This is a genomic window from Candidatus Pelagibacter sp. (assembly GCF_052046145.1).
Taxonomy (GTDB): Bacteria; Pseudomonadota; Alphaproteobacteria; order Pelagibacterales; family Pelagibacteraceae; genus Pelagibacter.
In genome coordinates, this window is record NZ_JBNGZR010000001.1 from 794,482 (window position 1) to 808,590 (window position 14,109).

The following is a 14,109-nucleotide window of genomic DNA, read 5'->3' on the forward strand; positions in this document are numbered from 1 at the left end:
TCATGATTAATTTTATTAATTATGATAGCTTTAACTTAAATGAAAATGTTAAGAGATAGTTTTGGTAGGTCTTTTCCATATATAAGACTTTCGATTACCGATGTATGTAATTTTAAGTGCGGGTATTGTCTACCTAATGGTTATCAAGTTGATAAGAGCGATAATAGAAAATTTCTTCACTTAGAGGAAATTAGACGTCTAGCAAAAGTTTTTTCAAAATTGGGTGTATGCAAAATTAGACTTACTGGAGGTGAACCAACGGTAAGAAAAGATTTTTTTGATATAATCAAGATCTTAAAAAATGAAGCTGGAATAAAAAAAGTTGTAATTACCACAAACGGTTATCATTTAGATGAAAAAGCAAAGATGTTAGTAGATAGTGGCTTAAACGGCATTAATATTAGCATTGATAGTCTAGATAGAAATACATTCAAAAATGTTACTGGCCATGATCGATTACCAGAGATTTTAGAAGGAATTAACATCCTGCAAGATTTAAATTTTGAAAATATAAAGATTAATGCGGTTCTTTTAAATGGTATAAATGTATCAGAAAAAGATTTTGAGTCTTGGGGAAATTTTATAAAAAAGAATAAAGTGGATTTTCGATATATAGAACTAATGCAAACAGGTGATAACTTAGATTATTTTAAAAAATACCATGTATCTTCAAAAATCTTCAAAGAATACTTAAATAAAAATAATTGGATTTATCAAACCTTAGGTAAAGATGCTGGGCCGTCTCTAAATTATATCCATCCAGAATATAAAGGAAAATTTGGAATCATAGCACCCTACTCTAAAGATTTTTGTAGAAGCTGTAACAGATTAAGAATTACATCAAGAGGAGATCTTAGATTATGCCTATTTGGAAATACTGGAATAAGTATAAGACATTTATTACAGAAAGATGATCAAATTGAAGAATTACAGGATCTTATAATGGGTCAAATGAAATTTAAAAAAGAATCTCACCATTTGGAACTTGGAGAAACTGGTTTAACTAAAAATTTATCTACCACGGGTGGCTAATGTCAAAATTAAAAATTATAAATCAAGAAGAACTTAAAGATTGGGCGAAAGAAATATTTCAAAAAAACTCTTTCAATATGGTTGATGTTTCTTCAAAAAAAGAAACTTTTAGAAGAGCACTTGCGTCAGGTAAAATTTATGTTGGAAAAGAGGTTTTTGATCTAATTAAAAATAAGAAGATGCCTAAGGGAGATCCTATTACTTTAGCTGAAGTATCAGCTGTATTGGGCGTTAAAAAAACAAGTGAACTTATTCCTCTTTGTCACCCACTTCCAATTGACCATACGGCCACTAAAATAATTATGAATGAATTAGACAGTTCATTAGAAGTGTTTTGCGTAGTTTCTGCAGTAGCAAAAACAGGTGTTGAAATGGAAGCTATAATGGGTGTTAACTCTGCCTTAATCACAATTTATGATTTAAGCAAAATAGTAAATCCACATCTTAAAATTGATAACGTAAAATTATTGATTAAAGAAGGTGGAAAAAGTGGATTATGGAAAAACCCTGATGGTCTTCCAGATTTTTTAAAAAATATTTTTTAATGAAAATATCAGTTGAACTATTTGGCGCAGCTAGAGAATTTAGTACTAAATCCCATTTAGACTTTGAATTAATTGAAAATTCCTCAATAAAAGATCTTAGAAACCAAATGATAGAGTTTATTGATATGAAATTTAAAGGAAATGAAACTTTTAAAAAAATTATTAAATCATCAGCTTTTTGTTCGTCTGATGATAAAATTGTCTCAGACAATTATAAAATAGTTAAAAAACAAAACTTTAGCATTATACCTCCTATAGGAGGCGGTTAATGCTACATACTAAAATTATTGATGCTTCAAAAAATGAGAAGATAGAAATTTCAAAAGCAGAAAATTTTCTAAATCAATCGAAATTTGGCGCTGTAATATATTTTGTTGGGACTGTAAGAGATTTAAATGAAGATAAAACAGTTACTGGTATTACCTATGATGCCAAAGAAAGTATGGTTATAAAAAGTTTTGAAGAAATTTATGAAGAAGCCGGTAACAAACTAAATATTAAAGAAAAAGCAGTATTTATTGAGCATGTTAAAGGATATGTGGGTTTAAAAGAAAAAAGCATCATTATTGGTGTAGCTTGCAAACATAGAGATCAAGCTTTTGTGTTGTCTAGATATATAATTGAAGAAATTAAAAAAAGATCTCCGATTTGGAAAAAAGAACATTATGAAAATGAGGATAGTGAGTGGTTGAAAGGAGTATCTATTAATAATTAAAATGATAAAATTTAAAAATTCAGAAATTACACCAGAGAATATTTATAAAAAAAGAAGATCTTTCATTAAATCTTTAGGTCTTGGCGCAAGTACATTAGCAATGTCTACTATACCCTTTGTAAATAAATCTTTAGCAAGTGAGAGAGATAAATTAACGAGTTATAAAGATATTACGACTTATAATAATTATTATGAGTTTGGAACATCTAAGAGTGATCCTTATAGAAATTCACAAATATTTAAAACAACTCCTTGGGATATAGCTATTGAGGGTGAAGTTGAAAAACCAATAAAATTATCTATGGAAGAAATCTCAGAAATGTTTATTTCTGAGGAAAGAATATATCGATTAAGATGTGTTGAGGGTTGGTCTATGGTTATTCCATGGATGGGTTTTTCTTTAAGTAAATTGCTATCAAAAGTAAATCCAACTAATAAAGCAAAATTTGTTGAATTTGAAAGTGTATATGACCCTGCGCAAATGAAAGGTCAAAGATACCCTGTTTTAAACTGGCCTTACAATGAAGGTTTAAGAATTGATGAAGCCATGCATCCTCTGACAACAGTTGTGACAGGTTTATATGGTAAAAAACTTCCTAATCAAAACGGAGCACCACTAAGAATTTTTATTCCATGGAAATATGGTTTTAAAAGTGCAAAAGCTATTGTTAAAATTAAATTTGTCGAAAACATGCCTACCTCATCATGGATGTGGGCTTCACCTAGAGAATATGGATTTTACTCAAATGTTAATCCTAATGTTGATCACCCAAGATGGTCACAAGCAACTGAAAGAATAATAGGCGAAGGTGTTTGGGCACCTAGAGTAAAGACCTTAATGTTTAATGGTTATGGAGATGAAGTTGCAAGTCTCTATAGCGGTATGGATTTAAAAAAAAATTTCTAAATTAAATTGAGTAGATATTCTAAATCTCTAGTTTTTTTTCTCTCTCTTTGGCCAATTTATGTGATTTCTTATCAAATAATTTTTAATCAATTAGGTCCAGAGCCTGTTGATAGAATCATAAATCACTTTGGAGAATGGACTTTGATATTTATTCTTTTAACTCTTTCAATGACACCACTTAAGAAAATCACAAAATCAGTAGAGTGGATCAAGTTTAGAAGAATGCTTGGTTTATTCACTTTTTTTTATGCATCTATTCATATGTTAAGTTATGTTGGTCTTGATTACAGATTTGATTTTGAGCCACTGATAAACGATGTTTTAAAAAAGAAGTTTATTTTTATAGGATTTTCAGCTTGGTTGTTATTAATCCCACTTGCTGTAACTTCATCTGAGAGAATGGTTAGACTGTTAAAACAAAATTGGAAAAAAATTCATAGATTAATTTATATAATTGGGATCTTTGGCGTACTTCATTATATTTGGCTATCAAAAACAATATTTTTCAAACCACTTATATTTTTAATTATTTTAATAATTCTTTTGCTTTTTAGAATTAAAATTACTAGATCAGCTTCTAAAATCTGAGGCTTTATCAAAATCTTTAAATGATTTAATACTCATAGTTTTAATAAAATTTGTTCTATTTTTGAGCCTTTTAACCATAAATTTTGCTCCAAACTGACCTTTAATATTTTTAAATTTTTTTATTAAAGAACTGTCAAAACCAATAGGATTACCAACTCTAGTTTTATATTTTAAAGCATGTATTAGAAATTTTTTAGAATTTATAGATCTACAAATTTTATTTATATCTGATTGTTTAACAAATGGCATATCTGACTGAGCTACAATAAAGCCCTTGTCGTTTTTAGATATTTTTTTTAATCCATTTTTTATAGATGAGGCCATCCCTTTTTTGTAATTTTTGTTGTAGGTAAAAATAATTTTTTTATTTTTTTTTATTATTTTTTTCAATTCTTTGTGTTGATGACCAAGAACTATAATAATTTTGTTTACTTTACTTTTTGTTAATACATTTAATGAATAATTTATTAACGGTTTATTTTTATATAACTTAATAAGTTTATTTTCTGATTTCATTCTTTTTGATTGACCAGCTGCAAGTAATATTGCTTTAATCACTTTTTATAAGTTTCTGATACTAATTGAGCTATAATAGATAAAGCAATTTCAGGAGCAGATTTACCACCAAGCTTAATTCCAATTGGTCCATGAATTAAATTAATTTCATCATTAGTAAATCCAGCTTCGGCTAATCTTTGACATCTGTTTTCATGAGTTTTTTTACTACCAAGTGCTCCAATATAATAAAATTTATTTTTTAATGCGTATTGTAAAGCAGGATCATCTATTTTTGGATCATGTGTTAAAGCTATTAAGGCTGTGCTTAAATTAGTTTCAATTTCTTCAAAAGCTTCTTTTGGCCATTTATTAATAACTTTAATATCAGGAAATCTTTGCTCGGATGCAAAATATCCTCTTGGATCTATAATACTTATTTCAAAATTTAAACTTTTTGCAAAATCAACTAAATATTGTGCAATATGTACAGCCCCAACAATAACTACTTTTATTGGTTTTATATAAGTTTCAACAAATATCTCTGAATTTTCTATAACGCCGTTTTTTTTTGATTTAAAGAATTTTTCTATTTCATCAGCATATTTTGAAAATTCTCCTTTTGGAGTAGTGCCAGGTAAATAAATTTCACTATTCCCATTTTCTAAATTTGTAAGAATTGCAAACTCGGTTTTTGACGATTTTTTTTTTAATATTTCTTCAAGTGTTTTGATTTTCATTAGTGTATCTGCTCAATATATACCGCTATTTCACCACCACATGCTAGACCCACTTCCCATGCGCTCTCATTCGAAACTTTAAATTCTATTTTTTTACAAGGCTTGTTGTCTTTAATTAATGATAGACACTCACTTACAACTGCAGACTCTACACATCCACCGGAAACTGATCCTGAAAAATCTCCTTTTTCATTCACAATCATTCTGCTACCAACTTGTCTAGGTGATGATCCCCATGTTTGAATTACAGTTGCTAAAACTACTTTTTGATTAGCTTTAATCCAATCGTTAGCTTCGTCTAAAATTTTCTCATCAAATGAATTTTTCATCTGATAAAATATAGTTTCTAACTAACAAGCATCAACGGCTTTTTTAGCCTGAGTGACAACTAAACTAGCTCTAAAATCTGCAGAAGCATGCATATCAGAGTTCATTTCTGAACTATCTAGATCCATTCCATCTATTGAAGAAGAGGAAAAATTACCCACTAGAGCTTTCGACATTTCTTTATCGTTATAAACACATGATTTTGCACCAGTAACTGCAACGTTTACATCTCCTTTATGTTTAGCCACATATACTCCAACGATTGCATATCTAGATGCAGGATTAGGATGTTTTTGATAGCTAGATTTTTCTGGTATTTGAAATTCGATAGCTTCAATTAATTCACCCTTTTTTAAAGCTGTCTCAAACATTCCTTTAAAAAACTTAGCCGCTTCAATTTTTCTTTCGTTCGTATGTATTGTTGCATTTAAAGCAATACAGGCTGATGGATAATCTGCTGATGGATCATTGTTTGCTATTGACCCACCTATCGTTCCTCTATTTCTAACCTGAGGATCACCAATTCCTTCAGCCAAACTAGATAATGATGGAATTGCTTTTTTTACATCTTTAGAATTTGAAACTTCAACGTGTTTAGTTGCAGCTCCAATTGTAACTGACTTCCCACTTACTTTTATACCACTTAATTTTTTAATATTTTTTATATCAATTAAATCTTTGTAAGTAGCCAATCCTAATTTCATTGAAGGAATAGTAGTCATTCCTCCTGCTAAAAAAGCAGAACTAGATGAAGCAAGTTTCGATGCCTCTTTACTATCTTTTGCTGAATGATAATTAAAATCCTTCATAAACCTCCTATGCTGCTTTTGCGTTAGATTTTTTTAGATTTTTACAAGCCTTCCACACTTTTTCAGCAGTAGCTGGCATAGTAACCTCTTGTCCACCTAAGGCATCAATTACAGCATTCATTACTGTTGGTGGTGCTGCTATAGCTCCTGCTTCTCCACAACCTTTAACTCCTAAAGGATTTGTGGTTGCATGTGTACAAGTATAACCAATGTTGAACTCAGGAAAATTATCTGCACGTGGCATCGTATAATCCATATAAGATCCAGTCATCAACTGACCTGTTTCATCATACTCTGCATTTTCATACAATGCTTGACCAATACCTTGAGCAAGACCACCATGAACTTGTCCTTCGACAACCATTGGATTAATTATTCTTCCAAAATCATCGCAAGCTGTATATTTTTCTAGCTTCACATGGCCTGTTTCTGGATCAATCTCAACTTCAGCAATATGTGTTCCTGCTGGAAAAGAAAAGTTTGAAGGATCATAAAAAGAAGTTTCTTTTAAACCAGGTTCATCACCCTCAGGCAATGGAGATTTCATTTCATCTCTTACACCTGGTAAATAACAAGCAAAAGCTACTTCTCCTATTGTTTTCTTTTTATTTGATTTAGAAACAATAAATTCTCCATCTTTGAATTCAACATCTTCTGGATTTGCCTCTAACATTTTTGCTGTAACTCTTTTACCTTTTTCAACTATTTTTTTACAAGCATTAACAATTGCGATACCACCAACAGCTAAAGATCTAGAACCGTATGTTCCCATACCAAATGTTCCTTTGTCTGTGTCGCCATGAACGATATCTATATTTTCTATTGGTACACCTAACTCATCAGCTGCTATTTGAGCAAAAGTTGTTTGGTGACTTTGTCCATGACTATGTGAACCTGTGTAAACAGTGACTTGTCCAGTTGGATTAAATCTAACCTCTGCAGATTCCCATAATCCAACTCCACATCCTAAAGACATTACAGCAGCCGAAGGAGCAATACCGCACGCTTCAAAATATGAGGTAACACCAATTCCTCTTAGTTTTCCTTTAGCTTCAGACTCTTTTCTTCTCATCTTAAAACCTTTGTAATCTGCCATCTGTTTTGCTTTTTCCATTCCAGCAACATAATCACCAGAGTCTACTGTATGAACTAAAGTTTGTTTAAAAGGAAATGTTGTAGGGAAGTTTTTTATTCTAAGTTCAGTTTTATCTATCCCTAATTCCATTGAAGCTTTTTCAACTAATCTTTCTATTGTATAGGTAGCTTCTGGTCTACCTGCGCCTCTATAAGCATCTACTGGGGCTGTGTTTGTATATACGGCTTTTACATTTGTGTAAGCTGCTGGAATTTCATAAACTCCAGTTGCACAAGGTCCAAACAAATAAGTTGGAGTAACTGTTCCAAATACTCGAGCATAAGCTCCAAGGTTTGCTATGGTCTCATTTTTAAAACCAAGAAACTTTCCATCTTTAGTAACCGCTAGTTCTGCATGAGTTACATGATCTCTTCCATGTATATCAGTTAAAAAAGACTCTGATCTCTCTGCAACCCACTTAATAGCTCTATTAATTTTTTTAGCAGCCCAGCTACAAACAATATCTTCATTATAAACGTTTATTTTAGAGCCAAAACCACCCCCAACATCTGGTGCTACAACTCTTAACTTATGTTCAGGAGCTACATTTCCAAAAGCAGACATTATCAATCTTGATAAATGTGGATTTTGACTTGTTGTGTATAAAGTGATCTCTTCAGATGCTGCATTGTAATCAGCAACACATGCTCTTGGCTCCATTGCATTTGGAATTAATCTATTATTAATGATATCAATAGAAATTACTTTATCAGCCTTATCAAATGCCTCTTTAACTTTTTGTCTATCACCTAATAACCAGTCAAAACAAAGATTTTTATCGATGCCTTCATGAATAGTATCTCCATTCATTGCATCTGCAGTGCTTGTTACTGCTTTTAATACTTTGTAATCAACTTCAACTTTTTCAGCAGCTTCTTTTGCTTCCGCTAAACTTTCAGCAATTACAACTGCAACAGGATCTCCAACAAAATTTACATTATCTTTTGCTAGCGGAGGGTTTCCAGGACATTTCATTTCTGTACCGTCTTCACTTCTTATTGCCCAACCCGCAATTAAACCTCCAATTTTATCATCTGCTATTTCTTTTCCAGTAAGTATGCTTACTACTCCTGATGATTTTAAAGCTTTATCAATATTTAATTTTTTAATAGATGCTCTGGCATGTGGAGACCTAACAAAAATTGCATAAGTTTGATTTGCTAAATTAATATCTGCTGTATATCTACCTTTACCAGTTAAAAATCTTTTATCTTCTTTTCTTTCAACTCTAGAACCTACTAAACTTGCCATTTTATATTTCCTCCTTAAATTACATTTTTGTTGCTGCTTCTTTAACTGCTGCAACAATATTTTGATAACCAGTACATCTACAAATATTTCCCTCTAGCCAATCTCTAATTTCTGTATCTGATGGTTTTTTATTTTTTTGTAAAAGATCAACTGCGCTCATAACCATTCCTGGAGTACAAAAACCACACTGTAAGCCATGGAGTTTTTTGAACGCTTCCTGCATTGGATGCATTTTTCCATTTGTTTCTAAACCTTCAATTGTTGTAACTTTTGATCCATTAACGTCAGCTGCTAAAGCCGTACAGCTTTTTAAAGAATTTCCATCAACATGAACTACACATGCTCCACATTGACTAGTGTCACATCCAATATGTGTACCTGTTAACTGTAAATGCTCTCTTAAAAATGTAGATAGTAAAGTGTTATCTGAAGCCTCTTTTTCGACTTTTCTTCCATTAACTTCTAGTGAAATTTTACCCATAATCTCTCCTTTAATTAATATCCTTACCCATTAAGATTTAATCATTTTGGGAATGTAAAGGCAACTATCAAATTTAACTCTAGTAAAACTAGAATTTATTTTAAAAACATCCAATAAATTAAGAAAATTCCTAGAACAACTACAGCTGTTAAATATCTATAATTCATTTTTGACACAGATACTTTTTGGTCATCGGACTCGGCTATCTCACTTGATTCATTCTTTTCAGAAGAAATTAATTCAGAAAATTTACCAAAAAATATATCTGCCATTTTTTTTGCTGTCATATCTATAAGCCTTGAACCTACTTGTGCAATTTTACCACCTACTTGTGCTTCAACAGAATAAATTAAATTTGTTCCATTTTCTGTGTCCTCAAGTTTAACTTCAGCTTCTCCTGAAGCAAAACCAACTAAAGAGTTTCCAGAACCTAATATCTTATAGCTGTTAGGAGGGTTTAAATCTTTTAACTCAATATCACCAGAAAATGTTGCATTAAAAGGTCCAATTTTATTTGTAGCTTTTGCAGAAAATTCAGTATCAGATTTTTTATTAAATTCTTCACATCCCGGGATTGCTTGTTTAAGTATTTCTGGATCATTTAATGCTTCCCAAATTTTTTGTTTTTCTAAATTAATTTTATAAGATCCTGTTAATTTCATAAATTAAACATATAATAAATTATGGATGAAAATACAAAAAAAGAATTACAATCTGCAGCTTTTGAAAGATTAATTTCTCATCTTAGGGAAAGAAAAGATGTACAAAATATAGATCTAATGAATCTTGCAGGTTTTTGTAGAAACTGTCTTTCTAAGTGGTACCGAGAAGAAGCAGGAAAAAAAGGAATTGAAATTTCTGATCCTGATGCAAGAGAGCATGTTTATGGAATGCCTTATTCTGAATGGAAAGACAAATATCAAAAATAATTATTTCTCTTTAAGTCTTGGAAATAATTCTACAAAATTACAAGGTTTATGATTAACGTCTAATTGATGCTTTAATATTCCATCCCACGCATCAGTTACGCCGCCTGAGGATCCTGGTAATGCAAATATATATTTACCATTAGATAAAGCTGCACAAGCTCTAGATTGTATAGATGATGTTCCGACTGTTTTTAGACTTATTGTTCTAAAAACCTCTCCAAATCCAGGTATATGTTTATCTGCAATTTCATTAACTGCTTCAGGAGTTATATCTCTTCCAGTAAGACCTGTTCCTCCAGTAGTAATTATAACATCTATATCTTTTTGATTTGTCCATTCTTTTAAAATTTTAACAATATCCTCTTTATTATCTTTACAAATTTTTCGATCAATTAATTGATGTTTTGCTTCTTTAATTTTTTCAACCAAGATTGCACCTGATTTATCATTATCAAAAGTTCTTGTATCTGTTACAGTTAATAAAGCTATATTTACATCCATAATTTAAAAATGATTATATTATCAATTCTTTTTTTTGTAACTGCATTAATATACTCAAGTGTGGGTTTTGGGGGAGGCTCAACATATCTTGCTATACTTTTAATTTGGGGTGTACCTTACACAATATTTCCCGTTATAGCTCTTGTATGTAACATTATTGTTGTATCTGGTAATTCTATCAATTTTATAAGATCTAAAAATATAAACTTTAATTTACTTTTTCCTTATTTGGTTGGCTCTATTCCTTTTGCATTTATCGGAGGATCAATAACAATTGAAAAAAGTTTATTTGAGATTTTATTATTTTGTGTTTTGTTGGTTGCAGGGATTTTTTTATTAATTGAGAGTAAATCTTTTAATAAAGAGCAAATTAAAATTAACAAAATACCAAGATTAATTTCAATTTCTATTGGATCAATAATTGGCTTTCTGTCAGGTATAGTGGGAATTGGTGGAGGAATTTTTTTAAGCCCTTTTTTATTTTTAATGAAAGCTGGATACCCTAGACATATCACAAGTAGTGCATCTTTATTTATATTAATCAATTCTATCTTTGGAATAGTTGGACAGCTGACAAAAGATCAGGTTTTAGATCAAGTTATTACCTACTGGCCATTATTTTTATCTGTACTTATTGGAGGACAAATTGGTAGCGTGTTAAACATTAAATTTTTATCGAACAAAATATTAGCTCTACTAACTTCTTTTCTTGTAATTTTTGTCGCAATAAGAATGGGAATTAAACTTATAGCTTAATATTGAATAAATTTGCCTTTAATATATTTAAAGCATTATGAAAAATATTAAGCCTTTTGGACCATCAATAGGAAAGACAAAAATTTCAAAGAAATTTTTAGATATCTTAAATAAAGAGATTGATAATAAAGTTTTAACAAAAAATAATGATTATAGCTCCAAACTAGCTAGTCAAATTAAAAAAGAAATTAAAATTTCTGATAATTTCATAAAAAAAAATTTAGAAAGAGAAATAAAAAAAAATGTCAAAAATTTTCTAAAAAATGAAAAGATTAAAAAAATTAAAGATATTAAAATATTAAATTTATGGGTAGTTAGTCAATTTAAAGATGAATATAACCCTATTCATTATCATGATGGAGATATATCTGGTGTGGGTTATTTAAAAGTCCCAAAAGATATGACTAAAAATAAACTTTTAAAAAACAAAAAGGATAAGACTAATGGCACAATTGATTTTATAAACGGACAAAGGGGGTTTTTAAGCAGAAGTATTTTTAATATTGTGCCTAAAGAAAGAGACTTAATAATTTTTCCAAACTATTTAATGCATACCGCATATCCATTTAATATTAATGCTGAAAGGAGATCTTTTTCTTTTAATGCTAAAATCAATTTTAGAAAATAATGATTAACAAAAATTTTTTTAAAAAAATTAGAATATTAGATGGAGGAATGGGTCAAGAATTACTTGCGAGAGGGATGAAGCCAAATTCAACCTTATGGAGTGCTAATGCAATATTAGATGAAAATTATCATCAACTTGTTTTAGACACTCATATTGATTTCATAAAAGCTGGTGCAGAAATCATTGTCACAACAACTTTTGCTACACGGCAAAAACGTTTAAAAGAGAATGATCTTTTAGATAAATTTGAATATTTAAATCAAAAAGCGGGTGAAATTGCTCAAACTGCAAAACGAAAATTTCCCAATACTTATATCGCTGGTGGCATACCTCCACAAAATTTAACCTATGAAGCAGATGATAGAGATAAGCTCGAAATTACAGAAAACTTTAATAGTCAAGCAAAGGTGTTAAATCCATATGTTGATTTTTTTTACTTTGATGTTTGGAGTAGTGTTAAAGAGGTTAAGTGTGGAATTGAGGCTATAAAAGAATTTAAAAAACCATATTTAGTTGGATTACATGTATCTGAAGGAACAACTTTACCAAGTGGGGAAAAGATCAAAGATGTAAAAAAAATAATTGATGAAAACGCTCTTGGGGTACTTTTGTCTTGTGTTTCTCCCGAAAATTTTGAGAAAAACTTAAAAGAATTAAAAAGTTTAAATATACCATTTGGCTTCAAATTAAATGGTTTTGTTACCACAAAACTAAGAGAAAGTTACACATCAGTTTTTTTAGGAAAAAAATCTAATCCAAATGAAATTTTGGGAAAAAGACAAGATTTAACACCAATTAAAATTCAAGAAATTGCTAAAAAATTTAAAGACGCTGGGGCAACTATTCTTGGGGGATGCTGTGAAACAAGTCCTCCACACATAAAAGCAATCGCAAACCTTAAGTAATGTTTTTATAATCTGCTTTTCTTGCTAAATATATTCCAATAAATACAGCAATTAATGCAACTATAATTTTTGAGGTAATTATTTCATTGAGAAATATGTATCCTAAAATAATTCCAAATATTGGAATGATATATGAAACTTGTGAATGAAATATAAGGCCATTTGTTTTTAAAATTCTGAATCTCAATAACCATGCTATCCCAGTAGGAAAAATTCCTAAATATATCACGGATATAATTGAGTCCATAGAAGGATTTAACATCCAAGGTTTTTCAAAAATTAAAGTAAATGGAAGAAGTATAATTGTTGACCAAATTAAAATTGAACCTGTGACATTTTCATTTTCTTTATTACTTATTTTTAAAGTTATTACTCCTCCAATAACGTAGCAAGTTGATCCAAGTAGAATTAAAAGTGCAGCAACAAAGTTATTTTCATTAATTAAAAAATTATCTGAAAATAAAAAAACTATTCCTGAAAATCCTATTAATAATCCAATAGTTTTTAATAAGTTAAATTTTTCTCCTTTTAAAAAAAAATGAGCTAGAACAGTTGAGCTCAATGGTGTTGTAGACATCAAGATAGCAGCTAAGTTACTTTGAACAAAATTCACTCCATAAGATATTAGTATGAATGGAATAGCTAAATTTACCAATCCAATGATTGCAAACCACTTCCAGTCATTTGAGAATGCTTCAATTTTTATATTTTTATAAAAACATAAAATTAAAACTGGTATAGCTCCTAAAAAGGATCTTAAAAAACCTATTGTAATAGGTCCAAATGAGTATGTAGCAATCTTTATATTAAAAAAAGCAGACGCCCATATTAATGACAACAATGTCAACAACAAATAATCAACTAATTGTGGTTTTCTCATTCTGTTATTTCGTTTATCTCACCAGAGGTTAAGGCAATTAAATTTTCAAAATTTATTTCGAATACTGCATTAGGATGACCTGCAGCTGCAAAAATAGAAGAAAATCTATTTAAAGTTTCATCAATAAAAATTTTTATTTTTGTCAAATGTCCTGTTGGAGATACTCCGCCAATTGTATATCCAGTAATTTTTTTAACATCTTCTGGATCCGCCATTGAAACATCTTTTTCATCTAAAATTTTTTTTAATTTATTTAATGAACACCTTTTATCTCCAGAAACTAAACATAAAACAAAACTATCCCCTGCTTTAAAAAGTAAGCTTTTGACAATAGCTCCTACTTTGCAACCTAAAGCTGTAGCTGCATCGTTAGCTGTTCTGGCAGTTTGCTCCAAAACAATCACTTTAAGATCTGGGTTAAATTGTTTTAGAGATTTTTCTGCTCTTATAACTGGCTCTTTATTTAGTATTGAATTCACAAGTTT

The 14,109-nt window shown here is 30.0% G+C and carries 20 protein-coding genes; 10 read left to right on the forward strand and 10 right to left on the reverse strand.

What is annotated here, in order from left to right:
• Positions 1 to 39 precede the first annotated feature (39 nt).
• Genes moaA through ACTT88_RS04325 form a run of 6 tightly spaced genes read left to right on the forward strand, consistent with a single transcriptional unit; the run spans position 40 to position 3,787 of the window.
• Entirely contained in the window at positions 40 to 1,032 is a 993-nt protein-coding gene (gene moaA, locus ACTT88_RS04300; RefSeq protein WP_440908090.1) for a GTP 3',8-cyclase MoaA, read from the forward strand.
• A complete protein-coding gene (gene moaC / locus ACTT88_RS04305) occupies positions 1,032 to 1,577 on the forward strand; it encodes a cyclic pyranopterin monophosphate synthase MoaC (protein WP_440908091.1) in 546 nt (181 codons plus the stop codon). Before moaA ends, moaC begins: the two co-directional genes overlap by 1 nt.
• Positions 1,577 to 1,846 (forward strand): MoaD/ThiS family protein, encoded by a 270-nt coding sequence (locus ACTT88_RS04310; RefSeq protein WP_072091250.1) that lies wholly within the window; start codon positions 1,577 to 1,579, stop codon positions 1,844 to 1,846. The genes moaC and ACTT88_RS04310 overlap by 1 nt, the downstream gene beginning before the upstream one ends.
• Entirely contained in the window at positions 1,846 to 2,292 is a 447-nt protein-coding gene (locus ACTT88_RS04315; RefSeq protein WP_440908092.1) for a molybdopterin synthase catalytic subunit, read from the forward strand. Before ACTT88_RS04310 ends, ACTT88_RS04315 begins: the two co-directional genes overlap by 1 nt.
• Before the next feature lies 1 nt (position 2,293).
• Positions 2,294 to 3,199 carry a protein-methionine-sulfoxide reductase catalytic subunit MsrP gene (gene msrP, locus ACTT88_RS04320; RefSeq protein ID WP_440908093.1) on the forward strand — a complete coding sequence of 302 codons (906 nt, stop codon included), beginning with the start codon at positions 2,294 to 2,296 and terminating at the stop codon, positions 3,197 to 3,199.
• A gap of 6 nt (positions 3,200 to 3,205) precedes the next feature.
• On the forward strand, positions 3,206 to 3,787 hold the full coding sequence (locus tag ACTT88_RS04325; protein WP_440908094.1) for a sulfite oxidase heme-binding subunit YedZ: 582 nt from the start codon (positions 3,206 to 3,208) through the stop codon (positions 3,785 to 3,787).
• Here the strand turns inward: ACTT88_RS04325 and ACTT88_RS04330 are convergent.
• From ACTT88_RS04330 to ACTT88_RS04360, 7 genes are all read right to left on the reverse strand, one after another.
• Positions 3,770 to 4,345: a nucleotidyltransferase family protein gene (locus ACTT88_RS04330; RefSeq protein WP_440908095.1), complete on the reverse strand. Its 576-nt coding sequence runs from the start codon at positions 4,343 to 4,345 to the stop codon at positions 3,770 to 3,772. The two genes, ACTT88_RS04325 and ACTT88_RS04330, sit on opposite strands and share 18 nt — an antisense overlap.
• Positions 4,342 to 5,022, reverse strand: coding sequence for an XdhC family protein (locus ACTT88_RS04335; protein WP_440908096.1), 681 nt, complete (start codon positions 5,020 to 5,022; stop codon positions 4,342 to 4,344). The genes ACTT88_RS04330 and ACTT88_RS04335 overlap by 4 nt, the downstream gene beginning before the upstream one ends.
• Entirely contained in the window at positions 5,022 to 5,351 is a 330-nt protein-coding gene (locus tag ACTT88_RS04340) for an XdhC family protein (protein WP_440908097.1), read from the reverse strand. Before ACTT88_RS04340 ends, ACTT88_RS04335 begins: the two co-directional genes overlap by 1 nt.
• Before the next feature lie 21 nt (positions 5,352 to 5,372).
• A complete protein-coding gene (locus tag ACTT88_RS04345; protein ID WP_440908098.1) occupies positions 5,373 to 6,158 on the reverse strand; it encodes an FAD binding domain-containing protein in 786 nt (261 codons plus the stop codon).
• 7 nt (positions 6,159 to 6,165) lie between these two features.
• The gene (locus ACTT88_RS04350) at positions 6,166 to 8,544 is read right to left on the reverse strand and encodes a xanthine dehydrogenase family protein molybdopterin-binding subunit (protein ID WP_440908099.1); all 2,379 of its coding nucleotides are present in this window, start codon (positions 8,542 to 8,544) and stop codon (positions 6,166 to 6,168) included.
• Positions 8,545 to 8,563: 19 nt separating this feature from the next.
• A complete protein-coding gene (locus ACTT88_RS04355; protein ID WP_075504294.1) occupies positions 8,564 to 9,025 on the reverse strand; it encodes a (2Fe-2S)-binding protein in 462 nt (153 codons plus the stop codon).
• Between the two features lie 95 nt (positions 9,026 to 9,120).
• Positions 9,121 to 9,687: a CoxG family protein gene (locus ACTT88_RS04360; RefSeq protein ID WP_440908100.1), complete on the reverse strand. Its 567-nt coding sequence runs from the start codon at positions 9,685 to 9,687 to the stop codon at positions 9,121 to 9,123.
• 21 nt (positions 9,688 to 9,708) lie between these two features.
• Here ACTT88_RS04360 and ACTT88_RS04365 point away from each other — a divergent pair, with 21 nt between their 5' ends.
• On the forward strand, positions 9,709 to 9,954 hold the full coding sequence (locus tag ACTT88_RS04365; protein ID WP_072091233.1) for a DUF1244 domain-containing protein: 246 nt from the start codon (positions 9,709 to 9,711) through the stop codon (positions 9,952 to 9,954).
• On the opposite strand, the gene moaB is transcribed toward ACTT88_RS04365, so the two are convergent.
• Positions 9,955 to 10,455 carry a molybdenum cofactor biosynthesis protein B gene (moaB, locus tag ACTT88_RS04370; protein ID WP_440908101.1) on the reverse strand — a complete coding sequence of 167 codons (501 nt, stop codon included), beginning with the start codon at positions 10,453 to 10,455 and terminating at the stop codon, positions 9,955 to 9,957.
• 9 nt (positions 10,456 to 10,464) lie between these two features.
• Here moaB and ACTT88_RS04375 point away from each other — a divergent pair, with 9 nt between their 5' ends.
• The 3 genes from ACTT88_RS04375 to ACTT88_RS04385 are packed head-to-tail and all read left to right on the forward strand — an operon-like array spanning position 10,465 to position 12,744.
• Positions 10,465 to 11,211 carry a sulfite exporter TauE/SafE family protein gene (locus tag ACTT88_RS04375; RefSeq protein ID WP_440908102.1) on the forward strand — a complete coding sequence of 249 codons (747 nt, stop codon included), beginning with the start codon at positions 10,465 to 10,467 and terminating at the stop codon, positions 11,209 to 11,211.
• A 37-nt stretch (positions 11,212 to 11,248) separates the two neighbouring features.
• Positions 11,249 to 11,839 (forward strand): putative 2OG-Fe(II) oxygenase, encoded by a 591-nt coding sequence (locus ACTT88_RS04380; RefSeq protein WP_440908103.1) that lies wholly within the window; start codon positions 11,249 to 11,251, stop codon positions 11,837 to 11,839.
• Positions 11,839 to 12,744: a homocysteine S-methyltransferase family protein gene (locus ACTT88_RS04385; RefSeq protein ID WP_440908104.1), complete on the forward strand. Its 906-nt coding sequence runs from the start codon at positions 11,839 to 11,841 to the stop codon at positions 12,742 to 12,744. The genes ACTT88_RS04380 and ACTT88_RS04385 overlap by 1 nt, the downstream gene beginning before the upstream one ends.
• On the opposite strand, the gene ACTT88_RS04390 is transcribed toward ACTT88_RS04385, so the two are convergent.
• Both ACTT88_RS04390 and ACTT88_RS04395 read right to left on the reverse strand, forming a co-directional pair.
• Positions 12,737 to 13,624, reverse strand: coding sequence for a DMT family transporter (locus tag ACTT88_RS04390; protein ID WP_440908105.1), 888 nt, complete (start codon positions 13,622 to 13,624; stop codon positions 12,737 to 12,739). The two genes, ACTT88_RS04385 and ACTT88_RS04390, sit on opposite strands and share 8 nt — an antisense overlap.
• Positions 13,621 to 14,103 (reverse strand): YbaK/EbsC family protein, encoded by a 483-nt coding sequence (locus tag ACTT88_RS04395; protein ID WP_440908106.1) that lies wholly within the window; start codon positions 14,101 to 14,103, stop codon positions 13,621 to 13,623. Before ACTT88_RS04395 ends, ACTT88_RS04390 begins: the two co-directional genes overlap by 4 nt.
• Positions 14,104 to 14,109 lie beyond the last annotated feature (6 nt).

Excerpts from the sequence above, each read along its gene's own strand:
- moaA (WP_440908090.1), top strand. The coding sequence starts at position 40 with ATGAAAATGTTAAGAGATAGTTTTGGTAGGTCTTTTCCATATATAAGA.
- moaC (WP_440908091.1), top strand. The coding sequence starts at position 1,032 with ATGTCAAAATTAAAAATTATAAATCAAGAAGAACTTAAAGATTGGGCG.
- ACTT88_RS04310 (WP_072091250.1), top strand. The coding sequence starts at position 1,577 with ATGAAAATATCAGTTGAACTATTTGGCGCAGCTAGAGAATTTAGTACT.
- ACTT88_RS04315 (WP_440908092.1), top strand. The coding sequence starts at position 1,846 with ATGCTACATACTAAAATTATTGATGCTTCAAAAAATGAGAAGATAGAA.
- msrP (WP_440908093.1), top strand. The coding sequence starts at position 2,294 with ATGATAAAATTTAAAAATTCAGAAATTACACCAGAGAATATTTATAAA.
- ACTT88_RS04335 (WP_440908096.1), bottom strand. The coding sequence starts at position 5,022 with ATGAAAATCAAAACACTTGAAGAAATATTAAAAAAAAAATCGTCAAAA.
- ACTT88_RS04340 (WP_440908097.1), bottom strand. The coding sequence starts at position 5,351 with ATGAAAAATTCATTTGATGAGAAAATTTTAGACGAAGCTAACGATTGG.
- ACTT88_RS04345 (WP_440908098.1), bottom strand. The coding sequence starts at position 6,158 with ATGAAGGATTTTAATTATCATTCAGCAAAAGATAGTAAAGAGGCATCG.
- ACTT88_RS04350 (WP_440908099.1), bottom strand. The coding sequence starts at position 8,544 with ATGGCAAGTTTAGTAGGTTCTAGAGTTGAAAGAAAAGAAGATAAAAGA.
- ACTT88_RS04355 (WP_075504294.1), bottom strand. The coding sequence starts at position 9,025 with ATGGGTAAAATTTCACTAGAAGTTAATGGAAGAAAAGTCGAAAAAGAG.
- ACTT88_RS04360 (WP_440908100.1), bottom strand. The coding sequence starts at position 9,687 with ATGAAATTAACAGGATCTTATAAAATTAATTTAGAAAAACAAAAAATT.
- ACTT88_RS04365 (WP_072091233.1), top strand. The coding sequence starts at position 9,709 with ATGGATGAAAATACAAAAAAAGAATTACAATCTGCAGCTTTTGAAAGA.
- moaB (WP_440908101.1), bottom strand. The coding sequence starts at position 10,455 with ATGGATGTAAATATAGCTTTATTAACTGTAACAGATACAAGAACTTTT.
- ACTT88_RS04375 (WP_440908102.1), top strand. The coding sequence starts at position 10,465 with ATGATTATATTATCAATTCTTTTTTTTGTAACTGCATTAATATACTCA.
- ACTT88_RS04380 (WP_440908103.1), top strand. The coding sequence starts at position 11,249 with ATGAAAAATATTAAGCCTTTTGGACCATCAATAGGAAAGACAAAAATT.
- ACTT88_RS04385 (WP_440908104.1), top strand. The coding sequence starts at position 11,839 with ATGATTAACAAAAATTTTTTTAAAAAAATTAGAATATTAGATGGAGGA.
- ACTT88_RS04390 (WP_440908105.1), bottom strand. The coding sequence starts at position 13,624 with ATGAGAAAACCACAATTAGTTGATTATTTGTTGTTGACATTGTTGTCA.